26 protein-coding genes are annotated in these 25,988 nt (G+C 39.3%); 6 read left to right on the top strand and 20 right to left on the bottom strand.

Annotation, left to right across the window (positions count from 1 at the left end; translation table 11 throughout):
- Window positions 1–494 precede the first annotated feature (494 nt).
- The 3 genes from tyrS to JET18_RS02725 all read left to right on the top strand — a co-directional run bounded on the left by tyrS (window position 495) and on the right by JET18_RS02725 (window position 2,993).
- Window positions 495–1,694 (top strand): tyrosine--tRNA ligase, encoded by a 1,200-nt coding sequence (tyrS, locus tag JET18_RS02735; RefSeq protein WP_202089080.1) that lies wholly within the window; start codon window positions 495–497, stop codon window positions 1,692–1,694.
- Between the two features lie 294 nt (window positions 1,695–1,988).
- Entirely contained in the window at window positions 1,989–2,510 is a 522-nt protein-coding gene (locus JET18_RS02730; RefSeq protein WP_202089079.1) for a 3'-5' exonuclease, read from the top strand.
- Between the two features lie 21 nt (window positions 2,511–2,531).
- On the top strand, window positions 2,532–2,993 hold the full coding sequence (locus JET18_RS02725) for a GNAT family N-acetyltransferase (RefSeq protein ID WP_202089078.1): 462 nt from the start codon (window positions 2,532–2,534) through the stop codon (window positions 2,991–2,993).
- A gap of 246 nt (window positions 2,994–3,239) precedes the next feature.
- Here JET18_RS02725 and JET18_RS02720 read toward each other — a convergent pair whose 3' ends face one another.
- From JET18_RS02720 to panD, 8 genes are all read right to left on the bottom strand, one after another.
- Window positions 3,240–4,751 (bottom strand): helix-hairpin-helix domain-containing protein, encoded by a 1,512-nt coding sequence (locus JET18_RS02720; protein WP_202089077.1) that lies wholly within the window; start codon window positions 4,749–4,751, stop codon window positions 3,240–3,242.
- 2 nt (window positions 4,752–4,753) lie between these two features.
- Window positions 4,754–5,977, bottom strand: coding sequence for a PP2C family serine/threonine-protein phosphatase (locus JET18_RS02715; protein WP_202089076.1), 1,224 nt, complete (start codon window positions 5,975–5,977; stop codon window positions 4,754–4,756).
- Between the two features lie 20 nt (window positions 5,978–5,997).
- Window positions 5,998–7,041, bottom strand: a complete 1,044-nt coding sequence (locus tag JET18_RS02710; RefSeq protein WP_202089075.1) for a TerY-C metal binding domain-containing protein — start codon at window positions 7,039–7,041, stop codon at window positions 5,998–6,000.
- A 23-nt stretch (window positions 7,042–7,064) separates the two neighbouring features.
- The gene (locus tag JET18_RS02705) at window positions 7,065–7,703 is read right to left on the bottom strand and encodes a vWA domain-containing protein (protein ID WP_202089074.1); all 639 of its coding nucleotides are present in this window, start codon (window positions 7,701–7,703) and stop codon (window positions 7,065–7,067) included.
- Between the two features lie 82 nt (window positions 7,704–7,785).
- Window positions 7,786–8,457: a TerD family protein gene (locus tag JET18_RS02700; protein ID WP_062649562.1), complete on the bottom strand. Its 672-nt coding sequence runs from the start codon at window positions 8,455–8,457 to the stop codon at window positions 7,786–7,788.
- Window positions 8,458–8,484: 27 nt separating this feature from the next.
- Complete coding sequence (locus JET18_RS02695) at window positions 8,485–9,060, bottom strand: TerD family protein (RefSeq protein ID WP_034748410.1); 576 nt, start codon at window positions 9,058–9,060, stop codon at window positions 8,485–8,487.
- A 440-nt stretch (window positions 9,061–9,500) separates the two neighbouring features.
- On the bottom strand, window positions 9,501–10,529 hold the full coding sequence (locus tag JET18_RS02690) for a lysylphosphatidylglycerol synthase transmembrane domain-containing protein (RefSeq protein WP_202089073.1): 1,029 nt from the start codon (window positions 10,527–10,529) through the stop codon (window positions 9,501–9,503).
- Between the two features lie 3 nt (window positions 10,530–10,532).
- Window positions 10,533–10,883, bottom strand: coding sequence for an aspartate 1-decarboxylase (gene panD, locus JET18_RS02685; protein ID WP_034706528.1), 351 nt, complete (start codon window positions 10,881–10,883; stop codon window positions 10,533–10,535).
- Window positions 10,884–11,282: 399 nt separating this feature from the next.
- Here panD and JET18_RS02680 point away from each other — a divergent pair, with 399 nt between their 5' ends.
- The gene (locus JET18_RS02680; RefSeq protein ID WP_002976900.1) at window positions 11,283–11,573 is read left to right on the top strand and encodes an HU family DNA-binding protein; all 291 of its coding nucleotides are present in this window, start codon (window positions 11,283–11,285) and stop codon (window positions 11,571–11,573) included.
- Between the two features lie 700 nt (window positions 11,574–12,273).
- Here the strand turns inward: JET18_RS02680 and pdxH are convergent.
- Complete coding sequence (gene pdxH, locus JET18_RS02675) at window positions 12,274–12,915, bottom strand: pyridoxamine 5'-phosphate oxidase (RefSeq protein WP_202089072.1); 642 nt, start codon at window positions 12,913–12,915, stop codon at window positions 12,274–12,276.
- Window positions 12,916–12,939: 24 nt separating this feature from the next.
- On the opposite strand from pdxH, the gene JET18_RS02670 reads away from it, so the two are divergent.
- Both JET18_RS02670 and JET18_RS02665 read left to right on the top strand, forming a co-directional pair.
- A complete protein-coding gene (locus tag JET18_RS02670) occupies window positions 12,940–13,488 on the top strand; it encodes a YqgE/AlgH family protein (protein ID WP_202089071.1) in 549 nt (182 codons plus the stop codon).
- Between the two features lie 107 nt (window positions 13,489–13,595).
- Entirely contained in the window at window positions 13,596–14,177 is a 582-nt protein-coding gene (locus tag JET18_RS02665) for an N-acetylmuramoyl-L-alanine amidase family protein (RefSeq protein WP_202089070.1), read from the top strand.
- 83 nt (window positions 14,178–14,260) lie between these two features.
- On the opposite strand, the gene JET18_RS02660 is transcribed toward JET18_RS02665, so the two are convergent.
- From JET18_RS02660 to JET18_RS02610, 11 genes are all read right to left on the bottom strand, one after another.
- Window positions 14,261–15,070: an aminotransferase class IV gene (locus JET18_RS02660; protein ID WP_202089069.1), complete on the bottom strand. Its 810-nt coding sequence runs from the start codon at window positions 15,068–15,070 to the stop codon at window positions 14,261–14,263.
- Between the two features lie 77 nt (window positions 15,071–15,147).
- On the bottom strand, window positions 15,148–15,534 hold the full coding sequence (locus JET18_RS02655) for an START-like domain-containing protein (RefSeq protein ID WP_202089068.1): 387 nt from the start codon (window positions 15,532–15,534) through the stop codon (window positions 15,148–15,150).
- A 189-nt stretch (window positions 15,535–15,723) separates the two neighbouring features.
- Window positions 15,724–16,899 (bottom strand): aspartate aminotransferase family protein, encoded by a 1,176-nt coding sequence (locus JET18_RS02650; protein ID WP_202090685.1) that lies wholly within the window; start codon window positions 16,897–16,899, stop codon window positions 15,724–15,726.
- 135 nt (window positions 16,900–17,034) lie between these two features.
- Window positions 17,035–17,811 carry a hypothetical protein gene (locus tag JET18_RS02645; RefSeq protein ID WP_202089067.1) on the bottom strand — a complete coding sequence of 259 codons (777 nt, stop codon included), beginning with the start codon at window positions 17,809–17,811 and terminating at the stop codon, window positions 17,035–17,037.
- A gap of 4 nt (window positions 17,812–17,815) precedes the next feature.
- Complete coding sequence (locus tag JET18_RS02640) at window positions 17,816–18,643, bottom strand: hypothetical protein (RefSeq protein ID WP_202089066.1); 828 nt, start codon at window positions 18,641–18,643, stop codon at window positions 17,816–17,818.
- Between the two features lies 1 nt (window position 18,644).
- On the bottom strand, window positions 18,645–19,550 hold the full coding sequence (locus JET18_RS02635) for a hypothetical protein (RefSeq protein WP_202089065.1): 906 nt from the start codon (window positions 19,548–19,550) through the stop codon (window positions 18,645–18,647).
- A gap of 272 nt (window positions 19,551–19,822) precedes the next feature.
- Entirely contained in the window at window positions 19,823–21,556 is a 1,734-nt protein-coding gene (locus JET18_RS02630) for an OstA-like protein (RefSeq protein WP_202089064.1), read from the bottom strand.
- Window positions 21,557–21,559: 3 nt separating this feature from the next.
- The gene (locus JET18_RS02625) at window positions 21,560–22,033 is read right to left on the bottom strand and encodes a Fur family transcriptional regulator (protein WP_202089063.1); all 474 of its coding nucleotides are present in this window, start codon (window positions 22,031–22,033) and stop codon (window positions 21,560–21,562) included.
- A gap of 67 nt (window positions 22,034–22,100) precedes the next feature.
- Window positions 22,101–24,092, bottom strand: coding sequence for a KUP/HAK/KT family potassium transporter (locus JET18_RS02620; protein ID WP_202089062.1), 1,992 nt, complete (start codon window positions 24,090–24,092; stop codon window positions 22,101–22,103).
- A 118-nt stretch (window positions 24,093–24,210) separates the two neighbouring features.
- Window positions 24,211–25,191, bottom strand: a complete 981-nt coding sequence (locus JET18_RS02615; protein ID WP_076508284.1) for a pyruvate dehydrogenase complex E1 component subunit beta — start codon at window positions 25,189–25,191, stop codon at window positions 24,211–24,213.
- A 225-nt stretch (window positions 25,192–25,416) separates the two neighbouring features.
- Window positions 25,417–25,836, bottom strand: coding sequence for a DUF2147 domain-containing protein (locus JET18_RS02610; protein ID WP_202089061.1), 420 nt, complete (start codon window positions 25,834–25,836; stop codon window positions 25,417–25,419).
- Window positions 25,837–25,988: the final 152 nt, after the last annotated feature.

Below are 25,988 nucleotides of genomic sequence, written 5' to 3'. Positions count from 1 at the left end.
TTTTAATTTTTAGTGAAAGATTCCAGCCTTGAATTTTTGGTTCCTTTTGTTTCAAGACAAAAGAACTTATGAAAGAATTAAGTTATTAAATGTACATTATTTATAACGATTCTTTATTTTGCATACAAAGGATTTATGGCATGGAATTAGCTTCAGAAGCGGTAAGTAAAATTGTTTTGAAACCTTTATTTTAAGCCATTAAGATTGATAATCTGTTAAGAGCAGGAAGTTTTTTTATAAATTCTGACTGGTATGGAACTTTACAGCAGGTCTTAATGGTTTAAATATTGGATCAGTATGAAAAAGCTTTTATATTTGCATAATTCATGAAACATTTAAACAGCATATTGCGTCTTCCTTTTTTCACTGAGTATTATACCCCGGCGAACCGTTCGGGAAGACTTTCTATATCTGTAATTTAACAAAAATAATCTAACGTATATAGAGCCCGGACAGCATTGTCCGGGCTTTTTTTATTTTAAAATTTAATTAATATGATCAGTACATTACAGGAAAACACAGCCATCATTCTACCGGAAAACGGTTTGGAACAGAAAATTAAACAGGCTGAGAACGAAAACAGAAAATTAATTATCAAGCTGGGATTTGATCCTACTGCTCCGGATCTGCATCTGGGGCATGCAGTGGTGCTCAAAAAGCTGAAAGAGTTTCAGGATCTCGGGCATCAGATTGTGATTGTAGTAGGAAGTTTTACGGCAAGAATTGGTGATCCTACCGGAAAAAACAAGGCGAGGAAACCTTTAAGTACCAAAGAGGTAGAGCATAATGCGCAAACGTATATCAATCAGCTTTCGAAAATAATCAATATGGAAAAAACCAGAATTGTTTTTAATTCCGAATGGCTGGACGCTCTGAGTTTTCCGGAAGTGATCCAGCTGATGTCCAAAGTGACCGTAGCCCAGCTGATGCACCGTAATGATTTTAATAAGAGGTTTACAGAAAATACCCCGATTGCCATGCATGAACTGGTATACCCTATTCTTCAGGGTTTCGATTCGGTACAGATTGAATGTGATATTGAAATGGGCGGAACCGATCAGCTCTTCAACTGTACGATGGGAAGACAGCTGCAGGAGGTGCATCAGATGCCGGCCCAGACGGTGATTTGCATGCCGCTTCTGAAAGGTCTTGACGGCAAGGAAAAAATGAGTAAATCTCTGAACAATATTATCGGTCTGACGGATGAGCCGAATGATATGTTCGGAAAAACCATGTCGATCCCTGACAGTCTTATTGATGAATTCATTGATCTGGCTTCTGATTTTTCTACGGAAGAGAAATCCATTTTAAAAGAAAAGATCAACAGTGGGGAAAACCCGATGAATATTAAAAAAGCCGTCGCTAAAAACATCGTTTTACAATACCACGACCAGAAATCCGCTGAACTTGCAGAAGCATTTTTCAGCAATCAGTTTCAGAATAAAAATATTGAGGAAAAAGTCTATGAATCCGTTTCTTTAGACTCAATTCATCATAAGGAAAGCCGGATAACATTAGTGGAACTTTGCAGCCAGCTTAAAAATGATCTCAGCAAATCAGCCATCCGGAGAATGATCCAAAGCGGAGGGATCCAGATTGATACGATAAAGAAAACCGATCCGGATGAAGAGATTCAATTATCCTTACAGACAAAGGTAAAAATCGGGAGAAGAGATTTTTTTGAACTTGTTTAATCTGAGTTCGGGATAAGGCATTTTCGTTTGTATAATAAGGTCAGGAAGTTGGAAGCCGGAAGAGGGAAGTTATTGAAGTCCAAAGATCGAAATCCACCACGGTTTTATTAATTTTTTTAATCTGCGTTTAAAAATGTAAAGACAATTGTTTAATATTATGGCCTGGTAAAACTTCCAGCCTCTCTCATCCATCTTCCAGCCTTTTAGTCTTAATTTCTTATCCCGAACTCAGATCGTTAAATCTTCAGATTCATGAGATAATTTTCAATATATTCGTTTGATTAAATAAAACTGATGAGCTATATTATGGTGGACATTGAATCGGATGGTCCGATTCCCGGAGATTTTTCGATGATCTGTTTCGGAGCCGTCCTTGTGAATGAGGAACTGGATACTACTTTTTACGGAAAGATTAAGCCTATTTCTGAAAAGTTCAACCCGGATGCTTTGGCAGTCTCCGGCTTCAGCAGGGAGGAAACAATGGATTTTGATGATCCCAAAGAAGTGATGCTTGCTTTTGGGGAATGGATTGAGAACAACTCTAAAGGAAGACCCATTTTCATCAGTGATAATAATGGTTTCGACTGGATGTTCATCTGCTGGTATTTTCATCATTTTACAGGTAAAAATCCTTTCGGATACTCGTCAAGAAGGCTTTCTGATCTCTACTGCGGACTGGAAAAAGATACTTTTGCCCAATGGAAACATCTACGCAAGACAGAACACACTCATCATCCTGTAGATGATGCCAGAGGAAACGCGGAAGTTCTGCTGCATATGAAAAATGAAATGGGGCTTAAAATTGGACTCAAATAGCTGATAAATCCATATTTACCAATGAATACAGCCATAACTTTCAGAAAAGCTTCAGAAAACGACATGGATTATCTTCTTGATCTCAGGATAAAAACCATGAATCCGCATTACGCTGACTCTCATCTTCCAACAGACCGGGAAACTACGCTTCAGAGAATTCTTTATCGGTTCGATAAAGCTCATATCATTCTTTTAAATAATGAACCCGCCGGATTATTGAAGATCAACAAAGCCGATGACAGAACAGAGGTTCTACAGCTGCAGATAGATCCCAGCCAGCAGGGAAAAGGACTCGGAAAAACAATTTTATCAGATATTCTGAAGGAAGCTTCCTCAGCAGGAAAACCAGTAGCATTAAGCGTCTTAAAAACCAATAAGGCCCAGCATTTATATATGAGTTTAGGTTTTAAAACCGTAGATGAGGATGAGCATTCTTTTTTTATGGAATTTCAGGGAGGCTTCGAGTACCTCAGCCCCCTTTAGAGGATACTTACTTAAGTATGCAACACATACAGGAGGCTTCGAGTGCCTCAGCCTCCTTTAGAGGATACTTACTTAATTACAGCAACCATCACTGGTATCAAACAGTGATGCTAACAATGACAATTGTGACAACAAAGAACTGGGGGCTGAGGCTCTCGAAGCCCCATTCACCTAAGTTTTTTTTAAAAAAAATCTGTACCATCCGCGAAATCTGCGGGAACTAAAAAACAGCAAGAAGCTTCAGACCTATTGATTGGCCATCGTAACAAAAACCAGTCTCCCTCCTTCTTCAGAAGATAATAGAATTTTCTTTCCATCCGTCAGCTCAACCATAGATCCGGGCAGGATTTCTTTCTGCTCGGTGACATCTTTCATAGTCGTAAGGCTTTGGTTGACAAATACCCATTTCCCTTGATGAAACGTAAAATATCCGACAGGCATTTTATCCTCCATCGTAAGGTTTTCATTTCGAATCACCTTTCTGGAAACATGCCACTTGAATAAATACTGATTGTTATACACCATCAGGCGGTGATTTTCGGGTTTCCATACCTCATCATCAAATTTATAATACAGATCCAGAACAGGGAGTGTTCCTTTGTGTGATGTGCCGCAGAAAGGGCATTTCGGATTGCTGCTGTTATCGAATACATACCACTTTTCCGTACATTCCGGATTGTGGCAGGGCTGAATCAGGTCGGCAGTCTTTAACAATGCAGTTTCCCACTCGTTGGCTGTTGGACGTCTGATAGGATCGTGAAGGCCTTCTACGAAAGCTTTTTTAAAAAGTTCAGAAAGATAAGGTCCTGCTGCCGTGTATGGAATTTTTTGCGGATCGCCCCAGAAAGCATCCCATTTCCTCAGATGATCGGCCCTTACCTGATTGCTCGGATCTGTGGAATGTTCTACGAAAAGGGCTTTTTCACCCATAGAGATCACCTCATCTTTTTCAGAATCCAGATCCCAGATCTTTCCTCCTCTCAACGGATGCCGTCTGAAAAGGTACATATAGATGAGTACAGCCAATGCATGCAGATCAGTCTTTTGATTGGGTAACTGTCTTCCGGGATCCTGCATGCTCAGGTGTTTGGTTTTTAAAACTTCCGGTGCTATAAAATCGGCCGTTCCAATCACTTCCGGCGGGAATAATTTCGGAACCACCAGACCGTCTATATCAATAATACAGGCGGACTTTGTCACCGGATCTATCAGAATATTGTTATAGGAAAGATCCGAGTGCGCCAGCCCCATCTGGTGAAGCTTTTTCACGCCCCTGCTGATATTGATCGTGATCTGGAAATAGCTGAGCCAATCCCCCAGTTCAGAATGATCCAGCCTCAAAGGATACTGCTGATTCCTGAACATCGGTGCAGTGAACCACTTCCCTACTTTATCTTCACCTTTGATATTATCGGACCCGATGTATCCTTTCGCGAAGAAAAATTTATTGTGATAAACAGGAACCACGATTCCTGTCAGTTTTCCTTTTTCTACAATATCATAAGGCCATCTGAAGATTTCGTTCAGAAAATAATCTGCTGAATTTCCATTCTGAATATTCCCGAGATAAGTGGAAACAATTCTCATAACACGTTCTTTCTGCCCGGATTCCAGCGGATTCCGGTAAAAAGCGACCACATATTCCCTGTCCGGCGAAAAATAAACATCTTTCATTCCGCCCCGGATCGGGCTTTCATCTACGTATTCATATGATTTTGCAGTATCCAGGATGGAAACCACTTTTACGGTCTTTTTCATGTTCAATAGATTATGGCAAGTGTTCGGTCGTCATGATTTCCCCGGCTCCAGAAATCGGTCCAGGTCAGAAGCTGCTGATCAATGTGGGTATCGTTGATAAAATCCACTTTCGCACGGTCATCATTATTTCCGGCAAGGTCGTCAAAAAATACTTTCCAGCTTTCTATGTTCTCCAACTGGCTTTCTGTCATGAATTTGGGATCATAAATACCGTCTGTCATCAGGACGAGATAAGAAAAATCATTCACACAGGTGATTCCGAAACGGGAAACAATATCATCATTAAAAATCTCTTTCATGGTGATAAAACGGGTTCCGCCTCCAAATTCACCTACATCCATGCGGTTGAGAAGTCTGACCTCTGAGAAATCCGGGCTGATCAGGTTGATCGGGCAATCTCCCACCCCAAAACTTAGAATCACATATCCGAAGTCAAATTTTTTGGCTAATGCAAAAATCAACGTGGTATGAAGATCTTTGATGGAAAAAGAATGCTCCGCTGCGGTTTGATCCAAAACACGGTAAGCATGTAAAACACCTTCATAAAGGAGTCTTATAACATTCTCTTTTGCTTTGGATTGTATCTCTGATGATGATGAAGCGTAAAGATCTTTACTATTTTTTTCAACAGCATGTAAAATATCTTCGGAACTGAAAAAATTATTCACAGCAACAACTGCCAGTCTGGAACCTTCTCTCGCCATGGGTGCTGAACCGGCTCCATCTGACACAGAAACAATGTTCCAGTTTCCGGGAAGTTCTTTTACCGCGAAATCATCGTCCCTGAATTTTCCTTCATGGGCATGGGAACGTCCTCTTTTAGACGCAACCGTGATTTTTTTGTCTAAAAATCTGCCTTTGTAAGATGTTTCATCAGGCTTATAGAACACAGCATCAGGATCCGCCGGAATATTTTTCCAGAGATCTTTCGGATCTGCATTGACCAGTAAATGTACTTTTTTTATTTCTGTGCTCTTTTCGTCATGGATATGGTAGAATTCAATATCAAGATCGTGAAGGCTGTTTACATACGGTATTCCCGATATTGTATTATTTTCGAAGGTAAGACCTGTCTCCTGAAGATTGGCGACGTTTTTGATCCTTATATTCGGGAAATCATCCAATTCAAAACTGAATTCATAAAATTGTTTGGCACTGGCATTTTTAAGAACGAAGTGAACTTCTTTAAATTCTTCTTTTTCTCTGTAAATAAGTGTTTTTTCCATCGTGCTTTCTGTAACCTCTATTATCCCAGAGTTCTGTTAATATCAAATCCTTCGCTGGAAAATCCGTAGTAATCTGAAGTCCCGCACCACGGGCATTTGTTATAGCCTTCTCCCCGCAGGCAGTGAATTCCTCCGCAAGAGCATGTTGCCAATGCAATAGGATTGGCACAGTGAGGGCATGAAGTACTTCCCTGAAGCTCTTCCACTGAGATTTTAAGGTTATTTTTCTGAGAGGAAGAAAGTCTGAAATAGGCTTTTTCATCAATTTTATAAGCTCCATCCAGTCTGTAATATCTTGTAGACATTCCGGGGATGCTGGATTCTGCAAATGCTTTTTTAAATTTCATTAAATACAGTTTCTCCGTTTCCGAGCATTTCCCGTTCAGCACCACAAAATTATTGTCCGGAAATTTCTGCTCCAGCTCCGGATCTACTTTTTCAAGGATGATAGAATCGATCTTTGAAAGGTTAATTCCTTCCTTATTGGCTTCCGTAACACTCTGGCTGGTGGTTTTAATGGAATCTGTTACCCATTTGAAAAATTCTTTGTAGGAATTTTCATCCGTATTATTGAACAGCAGAACATTGTCAGACAGCGTTCCAAGGAGTTTATAGTTGGTATTTTCGCCTATGGATACGGCAATTGTACTGGATTTTCCATGGTATTTATTATTCCATCTTTCAATAGCTTTCGTAGCATCATCGGTAGGAACACCATCCGTGAAAAGAAAAACGATGGGCTTCCAGTCGCCTTTTCTGTCGTACGTTGTTTTTACAATATCCCGGTCTATACAATCCATTACTTTAATCAACCCCTGAGACAGTGACGTACCGCTTCCAATAGGAATTTTAGGGGGATAAAAACTGATGATATCCTGAAGCGGCGTGATCACTTCAGCTTCTCCCGCAAAACCTATAATGGAAATATACACCGTTTCCAGTGAATACGGATCTTTCTTGAGGTCCCTGATGATATTGGCGATACCTTCCTGTACCTGCTCAATAGGCTCTCCTACCATAGATTCGGAGATATCTACTAAAAAATAAATAGGCAGTCTTCTCATGATTTATAGTAAAGACAAGTGATTTAAATAATAATATTAAGCTCGGAAGGAGGTGGCGGCAATGGAGCGCTCTCTCCGGTTCCCTGCGATTTTCCTCCCATAGTGATAGAAGAACTTACCCACTTGAAAAATGAGGAAAGCGTTATCGCATCAGTGGTATCCAGCTTTACGACGTGGTCGGTAAGTTCCTTTAAAAACTGTTCATCTGCTTTTGGTCCGGCTGCACACCCTACAATAGCTCCGAATTCCAAACCTCTGATCACCGGGATCATCTGTCTGTATTTCTGGATATCTGATGGTTTCCCGTCGGTAAATATAAACAGCAGCGGCCTCCAGTCTTCTTTTTCACCTGAAATTCCTTTGACCAGTTCTTTCTGAACAAGCTCCGAAACCATTTCCAATGCAGCTCCTGTATGGGTAGGACCACTGTCGGGACAGGTAATTTCCATAGGATAAAAACTGGCCAGATCAGTCAGTGGAATGATGTTTTTCACTTCACGGTCAAAAGTAATGACACTCAAATGAAGGCTGTCCATTGCCTGAGGATCTGCACGTAGCATGCTGATCAGCCCGTTAAATCCATTATTCAGTGCCTGGATGGGTTCTCCGTTCATAGAACCTGAAGTATCCAGTAAAAAGTATGCTAATAATCTCCTGCTCATGGTAAGACGATAGTATTTCTGAAGCCGGCAGCGGAAGTTGAAAACTTCCCTGCCGGCTTTTCAGTTTGATAAAAATTCAGGTTTAATTGCTGTATGCGTACTGTTTCAGAATCTCAATAAAATTATCGGTCTGATGTGGTTCTCCTATCGCACGGAACTTCCAGTCTCCATTGTGGCGGTAAGCTTCTGCGAAAACCATGGCACACTTTCCGTTCATGCTGGCATCTCCGGAAAGGCTGTATTTTGTGATTTCTTTTCCTTTGGCATCTACCGCACGGATAAAGGCATTTTCAATCATTCCGAAATGCTGGTTATTCTGTTTTCCCTGGTAAATGGTCACCAGAAACAATATCTTCTGATAGCTTTCGTCCAGCTGATCAAGTTTAACGATGATCTGCTCGTCATCCCCGTCTCCGGCACCGGTTCTGTTATCTCCCGTGAGCCATATATTTCCGCTTGGATGCTGCATGGAATTAAAGAAGACCACATCACCCTGATAAAGTGCAATCTGTCTTCCATCGTTCGTCTGTACCGTTTTTCCAAGGTTGGCTACTTTTCCGTTTCCATCTAAAAGAAACGCTACTGCATCAAGATCGTATTCTGCTTCTTTGCTGAACAGTTTTCCGAAGAAACCGCCCTGTTTTCTCACATCCCATCCTAAACCGATCGTTACTTTTGAAAGGTCGTAAACACTTTCTCCACGGTCATTTTTTCTTAAATCAATGGTTTGACCTTTCTGTAAATTAATTGCCATAGTTATAGTTTTGTGTATTTGAAATAATTATTTAATGATTTGTCCTTTGTAATATTTCTCAAGGAAGAAAGCAAGGTCTGCTCTGTACCCGATTCCTGATGCTTCAAATTTCCAGCTTCCGTTTCTTTTGTACAGTCTTCCGAATTCTACTCCCGTTTCAATGGAGAAATCTTCATCCAGCTCGTATTTTGCAATTTCCTGGTTGGTGCTGTTGTCCACAATTCTGATGTATGAATTTCTTACCTGTCCGAAGTTCTGTTTTCTTCTCTCAAAATCCTCAATGGTTACCACAAAAAGAATTTCTTCTGCTTTGGGATCTACTTTTTCAAGATCTACAATAATGGCTTCATCATCGTCACCATCACTGTTTTTACCATTTGGATCATCTCCTGTGTGCGTTAGTGCACCGTCCGGCGACTGCAGGTTATTATAAAAAACAAAACATTCCTCATTGACTAATTTTCTGTCGGAATCAATCATGATAGCAGAAGCATCCAAGTCGAAATCAAAACCTGTCCCTTCATTCGGGTCCCAGCCCAGCCCTATCGTCATTTTTGTTAATCCTATATCGATCTTTTGTCCTTTCTGTAAATTAATTGCCATAGTGTTTTAGATTATTAATTATTTTTTGTTTAAGATAAATTTGATTTGTGAATTGACCAAATTTATAGATAAAAAAATAAATGGCATATCATGAGCAGGACAAAATACTTGATTTTATGAGGGTTTTAACATAAGGAAAATAAGTTGTGCTTTAAGAAACCAGAAAACCCCCATAGGTTGAGGTTTGTACATATATTTTCAATTTAGTTTTGACATAAAAAAAGCCCAATTAATGTAATACAAACCTGCTCTCCTTTTGTATTTCTAAAATAAGCGAAGCGGCTTTGTTTTTCTTAACAACGCACGCATATCATCACCCTTGTTTATCCTTGCGATTATTAAATCCTAAGAATAAATTTTAATTGTGACCAGATTAAAACTGACATAAAAAAAGGCCCAATTAAAAAATTGGACCTGTATATTTAAAAGCTATATTTATTTTACGCTTTAAATTCTTTATCAGAAACTGCTTTCTCTCTTGCTTTTGCCAGCATAGGAATGGAAATAAGTCCCATGATCAGCATAATGGTGATCTGCAGTGGAAGTGAAATAAAAGAATATGTTAATCCTACTTCTCCACCCAATTCACCACTTTTCCCCATTGAAATGAAAAGTGCCATAAAACCGTATTTCATAGCCAGATTGAAAGCTCCAATCCCGCCACTGGCAGGAATCATCATTCCCAAAGTACCGACAACGACAATGAAAAAGCCATCAGCAACAGTAAAGTTTGAAGTTTCAGGAAGAGCAAAACATACGAGGTAGGCCGCAAAATAATAGGAAACCCATATTCCTATGGTGTAAAGAACAAATTTTCCTTTTTCTTTTAACTTAAATATGGTAGTCAGCCCCTGGAAAATACCGTCAATAAAATTTACGATCTTTCCTAAAAACGGAACAGTTGCCAGCCTTTTTCTGAAAACAAAAAATAAAACGGTTCCTGCTGCAAGAATCAGAAGGATCAACAGTATTTTATTAGGGTTAATATTGACTCCTGAGTTTTCATAAAAAGACAGTATCGCTTCATATTTAAAGATAAGAGTCAGTCCCAGAAATCCCAGCATACAGATAAGATCCACCACCCTTTCCAGGATAATAGTTCCGAACGATTTGTCTACCGGCACTTTTTCCACACCGTATAATGCCGTAGCCCTGGCCACTTCACCACTTCTTGGAATGGTAAGATTCATTAAATATCCGAAAGAAATAGACCATAAAGAATTGGAGGTAGAAATTCCGTGACCCATAGGCTCCAGCATCAGATTCCAGCGCACAGCCCTGAACCAGTAAGCCAGAATACCAAACACGGAAGCAAACAATACCCACAGATAATTGGCTTTCGCTAAAGATGCTTTGATCACCTTAAAATCCAGCCCTTTTAAAGCCAGCCATAAAAAAAAGCCTGCAAAAGCAAGCGATATTACTATTGTGAGTATAGATTTTAAAGGATTCTTCGATTTTTTCTCCATGGATCAGGTTAGAAGGTTTGTTTTTTCATCCGGGAAAACGATCTTCGGCTGGAATACTTTGGCTTCTTCAGGAGTCATCTGTGCATAAGCAATGATGATGATGATATCATCCCTCTGTACTTTTCTGGCAGCAGGCCCGTTCAGGCATACTTCACCTGATTTTCTCTTTCCTTTGATAACGTAGGTATCAAAACGCTCCCCATTGTTCACATTGACAATATAAACCCTTTCTCCCACTACCAAACCGGCAGCTTCTATAAGATCTTCATCGATCGTTATACTCCCAATATAATTAAGGTCTGAGGCCGTAACCCTTACCCTGTGGATCTTAGACTTAAAAACTTCTATTAACATACTGCAAATTTATTAATAAAAATTTATAATTCCGCCTTTTGAAATCATTTTAAAACTCCCACAGACCCAGCTATTTAATTTTATATTACACAAGCTTTCAAGTTATTATTTATAAAATCAGCAAACATATCATTAAAAATATTAAGACTTTACACGAAATTCAGGATTTAATAAATACAGTAAATAATATTATTTTTTTGCTAAAGTCAATAAGGATAAGCATTTGGCATGATTTTAGTGAGCCGTAACGTAGATTTTACGTGAAAAGTGAAATTATCATATTTTAACTGTTTTCATCGAAAAGCAAAAAAATTTTATAAGTTTTAATAAAATAATTGCACAATTAGAAAATAGTATTATATTTGCTATAATTACGAACTAACTTTAATATTAAAAATTATGAACAAGTCTGAATTAATCGACGCAATCGCAAAAGATGCAGGAATCACTAAAGTTGCAGCTAAAGCTGCTTTAGAATCATTCATTGGTAATGTAACTACTACTTTAAAGAAAAAAGACGGAAAAGTTTCTTTAGTAGGTTTCGGTACTTTCTCAGTAGCTGAGAGAGCTGCAAGACAAGGTATTAACCCTGCAACTAAAAAACCAATCAAAATTGCTGCTAAAAAAGTTGCTAAATTCAAAGCTGGAGCTGATTTATCAAATGCAGTTTCTGGTGCTAAGAAAAAATAATCATTCAGATTAAGAAAATTCAAAGGCCGCTTCTCAGGAAGCGGCCTTTTTTATTGGTGGCTTCGGGGGCCTCAGCCACCCACGAGTATTCTAGACAGCAACAGTTTAAGTCAGAGATTGTTTACCAATTGTTGTGATACTATTGTTTTACATTTTAAGTTTTGGCTGAAGCCGTTTTGATGACGCAAAATTGAAAGCGGGCTAAAGCCCGCTCCTATTGAATTTTTTATGATTTATTTTTATACATAGAACGTCAGAACCAACCAGATTTGTATGCTTTGAATCGGAAAAACGGATACAAAGAAAGCTCAGCCACCCAGGAATGATGTCGGCAGTTGATGGAAGGGATTGTTTACCAATTGTCATGATATTGTTATTTTACATTTTAAATTTTGGATGAAGCCCTTATGATGAGGCAAAATTAAAAGCGGGCTAAAGCCCGCTCCTATTGAATTTTTAAATGATTTATTTTTATACATAGAAAATCAGAACCAACCAGATTTGTATGCTTTGAATCGAAAAAAACGGATACAAAGAAAGCGTACTAAAGTCCGCTCCTATTACATTTTTACTGATATTGTTTATACATAAAAATCAGAATCAATCAAATTCGCGTTTTTTGAATTAGAAGACTCTAAAGTTCTGCCATCTCTTCTCTCTTCCTGCACCCACCTTCTAACCTCTAACCTCTAACTTCTAATTATGGCGCCAGCCTCGAAATCTTCCAATCCAGCCCATCCAGCTCATAAATAATCCTGTCATGAAGACGGTTGGGTCTTCCCTGCCAGAATTCAATTTCATATGGTTTTGCGATGTAGCCGCCCCAGTGTGCAGGTCTTGGCACTTCGGTGTTTTCGTATTGTTTTTCGAGTTCTTTTAATTTTTCTTCCAGGAATTCTTTATTCGGGATCACCTGGCTTTGGGGTGAAACTGCAGCTCCCAGCTGGCTTCCTTTCGGTCTTGAGTGGAAATATCCGTCGCTCAGGTTTTCTGCTATTTTTTCAAGGTCTGCTTTAATAATAATCTGCCGTTCCATGTTGGGCCAGAAGAAATGAAGACAGGCTTTATGGTTGTTTTGTATTGCTTTTCCTTTTCGGCTGTTGTAGTTGGTATAGAAAATAAAACCTTCGTAGGTATACTCCTTCAGAAGCACCATTCTAGTCCTTGGGCATCCGTCTTCTTCCAGCGTGGAAACCGCCATGGCATTGGCTTCTGAGACCGCAGGATTCTCGCTGGCATCCAAAAACCAGTCCCTGAATTGTTCAATGGGATTTTGTTTTATCTCACTTTCAATAAGTTGGGATTTCTCATACACTTTTCTTTTGTCGTGCAGGTTTTCCATAAATATTTTTTATTAAATTTGAGTATGAATTACTCATACAAAGGTAAAATATTAATTTCCACACCTGACATTTCCGGCGATATTTTTTCGAGATCGGTGGTGCTGATCATTGAGCATAATGAAAGCGGTGCATTTGGTTTGATATTGAACAAGAAAAACAGCCAGATGAGTAGTAAGTTCAAAAACTTTTTTGATTTCAAAATAGAGGTCTATGACGGCGGTCCTGTAGAAAATGACAAGGTCTTCTTTATCGTTAAGGATAAGAAGGTGACTGAAATTTATTCCGAGATCAACAAGAATTTTTATATCACGGAAGATATTGAAAGCATCATCAGTGCTGTGCTCAATAAAGAGCTGAGCATTCATGATGTAAAGATTTTTTCGGGATATTCGGGATGGTCTGCCGAGCAGCTGGACGATGAAGTACAGCGTAAAATGTGGACGGTAGTTGACGTTTATAATCTGGATTACACGCTTCCCAATGATCAAACCCTTTGGAAATCCATTATGCAGAACCTTGGCGGAGAATATCTGCTTTGGGCCAATTCCCCTGAAGACATTTCTCTTAACTAACTGAATCCCTATCTGATACATTGTAAAAACATTAACAAACTTTAAGATTATGTTAACCAATTTTAAAGAAAGAATTCACGTTATTTGAAAAACCAAAAATCACGACCATGAGAGGAATCAAATTACTTGCTTTATCAGCTTTTTCTGTATCATTTTTATCATTTACACCTATTAATAAAAAATATATCGTGATCGATGCCGGTCACGGTGGTAATGATAACGGAGCAGTTTCAGGAGCAGTTTTCGAAAAAGAGATCACTGTGAATATTGCTAAAGAAATCCAGAAGCTTAATGAAGGCCAGGATCAGTATGAAATAGTTCTTACAAGAGATTCGGACACGTATCCGACGCTTGGAGAAAGAACCGCAATGATCAACAAGCTGAACCCGGAGATGGTGATCTCCCTTCACATGAACAATAATCCTGAAAAGGAAACAGCCAAACAGGGAACTGAAGTGTATATTCAGAACACGGAGAATTCCAAAAAACTGGCTGAAAAAATTTCCAAAAAATTTACAGTCTCTAAAATCGAGGAACGCAATCTCCACATGCTGAGAGAAACAAAAGCGCCTGCGGTACTGGTAGAACTTGGATTCATCAACAATACCAAGGACAGAGAGTATGCAACCAGCGAAAAGGGACGGAAAGAAATCGCACAGAAATTCACAGAAATCATCCGTGAATATTAAATAAGAAACAATTTCTGATTCACTCAGAATAAAACCCGGTAAAGGACTTGGGTACTTTGTTGTTTACCGGGTTTGTCAATTTTTTAAAAGCTTTTCTTCCAGCTTTCTACCATTTCTGTAAAACGGACTTTCTCAAAAGTCTTATTTCTTATTTTACCTACAGAAAATATGCCTTTCTCATCAGAGATCATCAGAATTTCTTCGGCTTTTTGAGATTCAAAAGCAATAATTTCATGCTCCTGAATATCAGCAAGCTTATTTTTGTGCAGAAAAGTCACAAAATTTTCCATCAGGGGCGAAATATATGATCCTTCGGACTGCTTGGGAACCTTGATGATATCTCCTTCCAAAAACAGCAGGTTTCCTGAAGTGGTACGTGCAATTCTTTTATTGGGATTAAGCAGGATCACATCATCCAGGTCATTTTCTTCCGCATAAATACCGCCGTAGATATTTTCCGGACAGTGAACCCTGATATTGCTTAATAAATTAGTATTTACATTAATTTCTTTGGTAAGATCCATTTCCAGCGGTCTCTGATGAACGGCCAGCACATCATCCGATTCCGTTACTTCGTAGAAATAAGAAACTGAAGATTTTGAAACCGTTACCGCATCATTATTTCTGAACACCTGGAAATTGATAATTCCGTTTTTGATTCCTTTACCATCAATAATATCTTTATGAAAAAGGGTCTGGAAAAATTCCAGGGTATAGGAAAGCGGAATATTCATTCTCATTTTTCTCATGGAGGCCATCAGGAAGAAATAGCACTCTTCATCCATGATCAATCCTCCGTTTCTCACGAAGAAAGAAACCTTCACCGCATCTCCCAGAAGAAACGCTCTGTTCTTTACATTTAATCCGTCTGATGTAAAATATTGATTTTCCAATTTTTGATCTGATTTATTTATAAAAAAATAATGAACGATAAATCGTTCATCAGTTTTACCATGTGATAGTGTCCAGCTTATGCCGCACCTAATTTTATTCTAAGGTTTTCTATAAGGTTTTCCCAGTACAATGCGTTCTCTTCTTCATCACCTTCTTCGCAGAAATCTGTAATGTTCAGAGCCAGATCTTCTGTAATATCATCTATTGTGATCGTCATTTCAAAGAAATTTTTAGTCCCCTCATCTTCTTCCCATCTGAAACGTACGAAACCTTCAGGCTTATATCTAATCAAAGTGGCCTTTTCGGCAGGTCCTCCGCCCCAGCTAAAAAAGAAATCATCGCCTTTCTCTGTTACCTCATCCGCAAACCATTCAGATAACCCCTCTGCCGTCGCCAGATATTCATATAAAATCTCTGATAAACAATGCATTGGAAATTCGTAATGGACTTTATGTTTCGCCATATAATCTTTGTTTTTATCGTCCCGCAATATATAAATTAATTTTTTTATTACACTAAAAAGCAATTATTTTTTTAAAGAATCTTCATGATATTTATCACCGGATTTAAATCTATATTGAATATAATTCTTAAGCCGGAAACTGCCATGCAAGGCATAAAAAAATCTCTCCGGAATGGAGAGATTTTAGGGTTATTTTTCATTCAGAACATCGAGGATGATCTGGCATCCCTGTCTGATTTCTTCTTTTGAAATAGTGAGCGGTGGTGATATTCTCATGTATTCGTTTCTGTAAAGCTGCCAGAAGACAATAAGACCCTTTTCCATACATTTTTTAGCGGCTTCAAGGGTATATTCAGGTGTCCCGAGATTTACGGCCAGCATAAGGCCTTTTCCGTTGATATTTTTAATCTTCGGATGTACGAGAAGTTCTCTGAACAGTTTTTCTTTTTCTGCGGTTTCTTCCATCAGCCCGCTTTCCAGAACTTCTTTCAGAGTAGCGTGGCTGGCGGCGGCAATCAGAGGGTTTCCTCCAAAGGTGGTAATATGCCCTAATTTGGGTGAATGGGACAGGGTTTCCATAATTTCTCTGGAACTCATAAAAGCACCTACCGGCACTCCGCCTCCCATTCCTTTACCCATTACCAGAATATCAGGAACAATTCCGAAATGCTCGAAAGAGAATAATTTTCCTGTTCTTCCGAATCCAGGCTGAATTTCATCAAGGATAAGAAGTGCTCCCACTTCTTCACATCTTTTTTTAAGCTTAATCAGATAATTATCTTCCGGAACTAAAAACCCTGCCGCTCCCTGAATGGTTTCGAGGATGACACAGGCGGTTTTGTCTGTAATTTTATCCAGGTCATTTTCATTATTGAATTCAATAAAACTGACCATAGGTAAAAGGGGGCGGAATTCCCTTTTGTGGGTTTCGTTTCCGGACACACTTAATGCACCGTGTGTATTGCCGTGGTATGAATTTTTAAAGGAGACAATTTCCTCTCTTCCGGTATAGCGTTTAGCCAGCTTTAAGCTCCCGTCAATGGCCTCTGCTCCACTATTGACAAGATAAGTGATTTCCAGAGGATCGGGAGTGGCTTCTGCCAGAAGTTTGCACAGGGCTACCGGCTTTTCCTGGGCATATTCTCCGTATACCATGACGTGCAGGTATTTATCCGCCTGTTCTTTGATGGCTTCCACTACCTTCGGATGTGAATGTCCTAAAGTATTGGCAGAAACACCTGCCACAAAATCAAGATATTTCTTCCCATCCGTTCCGTAAATATAGCTTCCTTCTGCTTTTTCAACTTCAAAACCCGCTGCAAATTTTGTGGTCTGTGCCTGATATGTAAAAAAGTCTTTATGCATGTCCATTGTCGCAAAATTTTCAGCAAAGCTAAAAAAGATTCGGCACATGCAGAAATTATCGGCCTTTAATAAAAAAATTACCCTTAATCTCTCAAGGGTAATTTAATATAAATAATAAAAAGTAGAAAGGCTTGTTTACAGTACTTTTTCCACGGTAACAAAGCTGTTATTGGTTACCGTATAGGAAGTAGTTCCCCCAACTTCTGACACAGCTTCCAGCGAGATATACTGCCCCTGTACTGCATACACGGAGAAATCAAGATTGATCTTTCTGTTTGTTCCATCGAAGTTTACTGTATTTTCAAGCAGCTGAAACCGCTGTACATCGTTCACATAAAGTCCGGCGCCCAGCCTGCTGCTGAATGAACCTGCAGGTCCCGTAAAAGTAATGTTCAGATTAATTCTGTATAAACCGGTCTGACGGATGTATAATCTGTTAAGATTGGCTCCCGTTGTCGCTACATTGGTTTTAAGTTTAAGCGGATCGGCAAGGAAATTAGGTTTGTCAATTAAAGAATTGATAGGAAGCAGCACCGCGCCTGTAGTGGTAGAAACAGAGTTAAGCTGAAATCTTGAAATATTGTCAGATTCCACTTCAAAAGCTTTGCTCCAAACCAAACCATTGAAAACCATAGCCTGTCCTGTGCTTTTAACGAACAGCAGCATCCCTTTCAGTTCTTCTATAGCTGTTGCGGGTGCGCTGGCTCCTGTAAACGGCAGCAACGCTTCTGTGTCCACCGCCGGAAGACCAAATCCTTTAACACCGGCAGCTTCGCTTGTATTGGTAATGTATAGCATAACCTGATCATTTCCGCTCGCGTTGGAATCCGGATTGGGAATACTGGTAAAATTAACCTGTGCGCTGTATATATTGATGATCAATACCAGACAGCTGAAGATATATTTTTTCATGAGATTAATAAGCTTTAATTAAACGTGCTGCAAGATATGAACTGGACGCATTGGTATCTGTTCCGTAAGCTGCCAGTGCTCCTCCTGAAATCGCAGTTGAACTGATTGCAGGAACCACTCTGAGTTCGGCTCCGGCAGGAAGAGAAATAGTCTGTGCAAAGCTTGATGTCTTGTTACCCTGTGTATCTACAATGAAAACAATGGAATAATTGGTCTTAGACACTACGGTTTCCCAATCTGAAGCAGGTGTATATTTAACCTGCAGCGTGAGCTTAAATTCAGTAACTCCTGCAACTGCTCCAAAACTTCCTCCTGTAAATACAAGAGCAACCCCCACATCATAAATTCCGGCTGCCTTAACAGTTACGCTGCTTGCATTTTTAAGCAGTAAATTATCTACCAGAACCTGACTTCTGTTATCGGCCGCCAGATAGCCTGGTGATCCTCCTGCAAAGCAGAATCCTATCCCAAATGAAATACACGGAATAGAGATCCCTGAGGAAATTCCCAATCGGGATGCTCTAGGCTGATAAATTCCCTGAATCTGTCTTGAAGGGTTCCAGGCATAGCCGTCATATTTGTAATACTGCTCATCATTCTTATTGTAAATGAGACTTCCTACAAGATTCGGATAATCATCGAATACATCCGGTGCGGAAGCATTATATCTTGGGAATGAGGTATAAATATTTGAATACGGAAGAATCACTCCTTTCACTCCGTCCTGAACTTTCACAATATTCCGGTTGCTGACAATATCGCTACCGATTGTAACCTGTGCCATTAATGCATAATGAAAAATGAGCACCATAAGTAATGTAATCTTTTTCATCTTACTGCATGTTTATTTTTTCAACAATAATCTCCGAAATAGCATTTCCTGTTTTTGACATGGCAAAAAACATGTTATTTCCACCTAATGCTCCTGTACAGATTCCTGTACCAATATCCTGAGTTCCCCCCATCGTAAGTCTCAGTTTATCTCCCGCATTGAAAACGCCTACATAAGTGAATGCAAGAGACTGGCCTACATCAATAGAACCGGGAAGCAGCGTGGTAACAGAAAGCGCTCCTGCTGTAGAACCACTGGTGGTATCATTTACAGGTCTCCAGGTTGGATCTGATGCCGTACTCACCTCAAGGGAAAGTTTCGATCTCAGGTTGATGATCACCCCTATACAAAGAGGTGTACTGATGTCTAAAGCTCCGCTTTTAAAGGAAACTTTGTACAGCCCTCTTGTATTAACATTAATCACATTGCTGGTGGCAGCGGCTAACGAAACATCGGTAGCGATCTCATTAAAACTCGGTGCTGTTGTCGTAAAATTGACATTAGCAGCGGTACATGTCCTGACTGTAAGTGCGCAGGCTAATCCACAGGTTCCACAACTGGTCGTCACCGTTCCTGAACGTATGAAACGGGCCATTTTGTTGTTTTTCATGGTCGTTACGATAGGATCTGAGATTTTCCAGGTCGTCCCGTCATTCTGTACAATGCTTCCGGTTTCTCTGTTGAAAATAATGGAACTTTGGGTACCGTTTCCGGTGGTACCCGTGGCCGAGGCTGGCAGAACTGCTGCTGTGTTGGATCTCGGCATCCTCGCCGCATTGTTATCCAGTTTCACGTGCAGAAGAGCTCTGTTGTCGGGTTGAAAGCCGGTGGCTTTCGCAATCCCAACTTGTGCGTTTACCCTTAAAATGCAAAAAATAAGGGCCAACAGGGAATAGTTGATTTTCATTATTATTTTTTTTATCATTGTTGGTGTAATAAATTTATAAAATATTATAACTCAAATGATATTCTTAACAAAAAATAAATGTTAAATAAAAATTCTGATTAAAAAACTGAGATTTAAAGGGCTTTCACATGTCAGGTAGAGACTGGAATGTGAAAAGAACACTAATTATTTTCAGTTATTTTAAAAAAAATATTATAGTTATCTTAAAAAGAAATCACCATTTCTTATTGAAAGAATGGTGATTTATTATTTTAGATGAAAATTATTCGCTATTATTTTCGTACCCGCTTAGGTTTTTTGGCTTCTTCTTTTGCCTTTTCTTTATCAATGACATCCTGTGCCTGATTGAAAAGTTCATTATCGGCGGTGTACTTTATTTCTTCATTATTAGGACTGTCTACAAGAATATCCTGCCATTTCCGGATCCGGTCTCTGGTGTTCCAGTTGAAATCCGGGAACTTTCTTTTGTCCGGTTCTATTTTACTCATAGGATAGGTATCGGAATTGGCTCCAATGCTGCATGAGATAATCTGCAGGCCTCTTTGCTCAAATAAAGCTCCGATGATTCCACAGGTTGAAAGCGTGATCCCGATTCTCTCAGGCTTTTTGGTTTCCTGATCCACATCATCCACATATACAATCGACTGTGCATTTCCTACGACTCTGGCTTCCTTAATGTCATTATTTTCATAATAGACCGTCATGAACTTTCCTTTCACCTGGTTAAATTCATCTTTAAGGTTTAAGGAGTCTACTTTGCTGATGGCAAAAGCATTTCCAATAACTTTAAGTGAATCTATATTTTCGGTTTTTGTATTAAAATAGGCTTCTACCTTGTCCCCTGTCACCTGCTTTTCGCCGCTCCAAAGAATCGGATTGGTATACATGTGCATGATTCCATCGGTTTCATTGAAGGCAATGGAATCTGCTCTTCCCTGCGCATTGGACTTGAAGATACGCGCCTTTTTATAAGCTCTCAAAAAGCTTTTCTTCACGGTAATGTCCGCTGAATCGGGTCTTTGGTAAGACAGGATTCTTTCTGCAGCAAAATAAATGGAATCTTTTTCCATGATCTTCACCGCATATGGGCTTTGGGTCATCATGGCAGAATCTTTCTTCTGATAAACCTCTCCGTAGCCTCCTTTGATATATCTTCTTTCTATAGGATCGTCAAGAGTAACATTTCCGGTTCCTTTTCCAAAACCAGTAATATTGTTGAAGTACAGGTCATCACCGGTAAGGATTTTATCATTATAAAAGATTTTGGAATTTTTGTTAAGGAAAGCTTCCTTGGTCTCCATTTTATAAGTTCCTCTTTCCGTGTAGATCCTGTTTTTAGGATTAGCCCGGTTGGTGATTGTCGTAGGCCCGAAGAACTCGGCTACCTTTGTATTTTGGTTCTGTTTAATATTGGGTCCTTCAATGATATAATCGGGGCTGTCTATTTTAACATTCCCCACAAAATCAATCATTTTGGTATTCAGGAAATAGGTCGCCGATTTGGTATACATTACATTCTGTGCATCAGAAATTGTTCCTCCGGTATTGAAATAGGCCTGATTGGCCAGCCTGTCATAATACAGGATATCTGTTTTAATGGTCTGTTTCGGATCGGTAAGAACTACATCTTTTCTGGCAACTCCTTTTTGGGTTACACCGCTATACTCCATTTCATGGGCTGTGATTACAGAACCATCGGCATTCTGAAGCTTTGCATTCCCAATTGCCTTTACAAGACTCTGGTCATTATAAATAATCACTTCATCAGCATAGAGAATGGATCCCTGATGCTCTATCTGCACATGCCCCACCAGGTACTGGTTTCCTTCATACTTGGTGTCTTTTTTAAATTCATCGGTATGGATGATTTTCACCTTGTCTTCAGGACGTACAGCTGCAGTAGGTTTCCCTTTGGATTGAATATAAGGATCCATCTGCGTAGTTTTGTTGTCCTGTGCGGAACTTAACGCAGAAATAAAAATTAACAGAAAAAGGATTATTCTCATTGATTAATCATTCTTAGTGCCATAGAAATACAGCGAATGCGAATCAATATTTACGCCAAATGCTTCTTCAATTGCTTCTTTTATTCCCTGGATTCTTGGATCACAGAATTCGATGATTTCTTCTATTTCTTTATCAGAGCCTTTTTTGTAGATCACCAAATGGTCATGCTGCTTATCAAAATAAGACTTTTCATAAGATGAAGAAGTCAATGTTTTTTCTCCAAACTGATGCTTACGGATTAAACCTGCATCAAGGAAAATTTCAATAGTGTTGTAAATGGTTGCTTTTGAGACATGATATTTTTTCTGCATCATAAGAAGGTACAGGTCATCCACATTGAAGTGGTGATCCATACTGTAAATCTCTTCCAATATCGTATATCGTTCAGGTGTGTTTCTAAACCCCTTTTCCAGAAGGTAGTTTCTTAAAACATCCTTGATCAAAGCAATATTTTTTTCTTTTTGTATTGTATCCATCAAAAAAATTATCTACAAATTTATTGATTTTTATTTAAATAGACCTCATACTTGGGTACCTGTACTTTTAGGAATTATGACGGAAGAAGCCAGACTGCTCAATCTTGTTGTCATAAACCGTAAGTTCTGTAATAGGTGCAGATTCCACTTCTACGTTGTGCGAAGACACTCCCCATGCTTTGAAATCATCGCTTCCGATGTACTTCACAAAGTTATAGATATTGAGCGTAATCTTCTGTTTAACAGTTAAAAGTATATCGTTGATATATGTATTATCAATAATCACATATTTCAGATCCGGCGGAATATTATGCGCTCTCAGAGACGGGTGGCTGCTTCGTGAAGGAAGGGTGCCGTCTGCCATAAGATCTTTCAGAACCATATTGAAATAATCATTGATTCTGCGGTCTACTTTAAATCCTAAAAGGAAATTAACCTTAAATACGGTTCCGGGAAGAATTTCGTCCACGGTATATTTGAAAGTATATGGATCTTCCTGGTTTACAATACTTAAAATAAAGTAATGATCCGCTCTTTTCGGCTGTTTTTTGATGATGGAATAGATAATTTTGGATTCTACCTCGTCATTTCTTTTGGCTCTGCTCAGATAAGCAAGATTGGTCGCATATTTCGGAATGGTTTCATCCAGCTTCATATCTTTCAGGATGGAAACGTATTTTTCTATTTTAACGTACTGGATAAAGTTCGCCTTAATTAATCTTCCGTTGTACCATGCATACATACAGACTGCGATGAATCCACCTAATACCATGGTTAACCATCCGCCGTCAACAAATTTGATAACGTTTGCATAGAAGAACCCTGATTCTAAGAATAAATAAACAACGGCAAATCCAAGGATAAAGATCTTATTCACTCTTGTACGGCTCAGCCAGAACAGCAACAGGATGGTTGTCATCAACATGGTGATGGTAATGGTAAGACCATACGCCGCTTCCATCCGCTCTGATTTCTGGAAAAATATAACCACTACGAAACAGAAAGCCATCAGCCCCCAGTTGATTCTTGGAATATACATCTGCCCTTTGATCCCTGAAGGATATTCAATGTGCTGGTTCGGCCAGAAGGAAATAGACATCGCTTCGGAGAACATGGTGAATGATCCTGTAATTACAGCCTGGCTGGCAATAATCGCAGCAGCAGTGGCCAGAATTACCCCCGGAAGAACAGCCCACTGAGGCATGATTCCGAAGAAAGGATTCACCCCGTTGAAAACCTGGTGATAGTTGTCTAAAAGCCATGCTCCCTGTCCAAGGTAGTTCAGAATAAGCATCACTTTAACAAAAATCCAGCTGATTCTGATGTTTTTGGCACCGCAGTGTCCAAGATCTGAATACAGTGCTTCTGCTCCCGTGGTACACAGGAACACCGCTCCCATAATCACGATGGCACTGGAAGAGTGCGTAATGAGGTTATAGGCGTATATTGGATTGAAAGCTTTGAAGATTTCTATATGGTCAACAATATGAATTGAACCGAAGATTCCCAGAACGAGGAACCAGGTCACCATGATGGGTCCGAAAAATTTCCCGATGGAAGCGGTCCCGAACTGCTGTACAACGAAGACCACAAAGAGAATCACAATGGTGATAATAACTACCGGTGTTTCCGGATTGTATATTTTAAGCCCTTCAATAGCAGACATCACGGTTAAGGAGGGCGTGATCACACTATCTGCCACAAGCGTGGAGGCACCGATAATGGCGACCACATAGAGCCATTTTTTCTTGAGCTTTTTTACCAATGAATACAGGGCAAGAATCCCACCTTCCCCTTTGTTATCCGCTCTTAAAGCAATGATCACATATTTAAGGGTGGTCTGAAGGGTCAGCGTCCAGATGATGCAGGACAGTGCTCCTTCAATATATTCATCAAACGGCATTCCGGCACCGTCTTTTCTTGCGTTAACAATCGCCTTCATTACGTAAAGGGGCGAGGTTCCGATATCTCCGAAAACAATCCCAAGAGATACTATAACGCCTACAAATGAGAGTTTCTTAAGGTCAAAGTGATGACCACCCTCTGTAACTTCTGCCATATCAGCCAATTTATTTTTTAAAAGCGCAAATTTATACTAATTTTATGACGTCATGAATTATTCTTCATGAATATAATAAATGAAAAAACTTCCTTTCGGAAGTTTTTCTCTATAATAGTTATTTTACGTACATCGCTTTTTTGATTTCCTCTTTTACTTTTTCAAGCTTAGGGAACCATTCTGCAAATAATGCCGCTGAATACGGAGCAGGTGCATCAGGAGTGGTAATTCTCTTGATAGGTGCATCCAGATAGTCAAAGGCTTTTTGCTGTACCATATAAGTAATTTCAGAAGATACGGAACCAAATGGCCATGCTTCTTCAAGGATTACCAATCTGTTGGTCTTTTTAACGGAAGCTAAAACGGTATCAAAATCAAGAGGACGAACTGTTCTAAGGTCAATCACTTCTACAGAGATTCCTTCTTTAGCCATATCTTCAGCCGCCTGGATGGCCAGCTTCATGATCTTGCCGAAAGAAACCAAAGTAACATCTGTACCTTCTCTTTTAATATCTGCTTTACCTATCGGCAGGTAATATTCTTCTTCAGGAATTTCCATTTTGTCGCCATACATCTGCTCAGATTCCATGAAAATCACCGGGTCGTTATCCTGGATTGCTGTTTTCAATAATCCTTTCGCATCGTAAGGGTTTGAAGGAACCACTACTTTAAGTCCGGGAACGTTTGCAAACCAGTTTTCAAAAGCCTGAGAGTGTGTAGCTCCCAACTGTCCTGCCGAAGCAGTAGGTCCTCTGAAAACGATCGGGCAATTCCACTGTCCACCACTCATCTGACGGATCTTGGCCGCATTATTAATAATCTGATCAATACCTACCAATGAGAAATTGAACGTCATATACTCTACAATTGGTCTGTTACCATTCATCGCAGCCCCTACAGCAATCCCGGTAAAACCAAGCTCAGCAATGGGTGTATCGATTATTCTTTTAGGACCAAATTCATCCAGCATTCCTTTTGAAGCTTTATACGCACCATTGTATTCTGCAACTTCCTCCCCCATTAAAAAGATGGATTCGTCTTTACGCATTTCCTCGCTCATTGCCTGTGCAATTACCTCACGAAAAGTATATTCTGCCATATTTATTTGAAAAATTTAGACTACAAAAATAGTGATTTTTTATTAGTAACATAACAAAAAAGGCATCTCATTGAATGAGGTGCCTTAATATTAATGGAATCAAAAAGGTTTTTCTTTTATGAGTCCGCCTGTTTCGCTGTTTTTAATCCTACATCATAAGTCTTAAAAATAAAAAACGGCATCTCATTTCTGAAATGCCGTCTTAAAATTCTATTTTAAACTTGACTAGTTTACTTTGTCCCAAACCTGAGTTCTTCCTAATATGGAAACTCCCATATATCCTCTTACATTCAGTTTGTCACCACTTTTTGTGATGGTACATTTGTACGTTTTTCCTGTTTTAGGGTCTGTGATGGTTCCTCCTGTAAATTCATCCCCGTCTTTTTTAAGACCTCTGATGATTTCCAGTCCTACAATTGGCTTCCCTTTTCTGTCGTCCTTACATGCTGAACAGTTTGGATCTGCCGGCTTTATAAGCAGCTGGGAAACTTTTCCGTAATACTTTCCGTCTGACTTTTTATAGATCTCAACAACAGACTTCGCCTGCTTCGTTTCGTCATCAATAGTCTTCCACTTACCTTCAATCTGCGCAAATGACAATACACCGAACAGGGAAAGTACAAATGTTAATAATACTTTTTTCATATTTCTTATAGTTTTAATTCTGATATACGTTTTTCGTTACCTATCTATTGATAAAAATATAAATTAAATTCCAAACAGGCAAAAACTTTTATTATACTAAGCATATGATAGGCCAAACTTTCAAGATGCGGGTTTCGGTAGATTTTAGCACT

The sequence above is a fragment of the Chryseobacterium endalhagicum genome (genome assembly GCF_016745235.1).
GTDB classification, from domain to species: Bacteria; Bacteroidota; Bacteroidia; order Flavobacteriales; family Weeksellaceae; genus Chryseobacterium; species Chryseobacterium endalhagicum.
The sequence above is the reverse complement of the archived record's forward strand: the minus strand, read 5'-3'. Positions and strand labels throughout refer to the sequence as shown.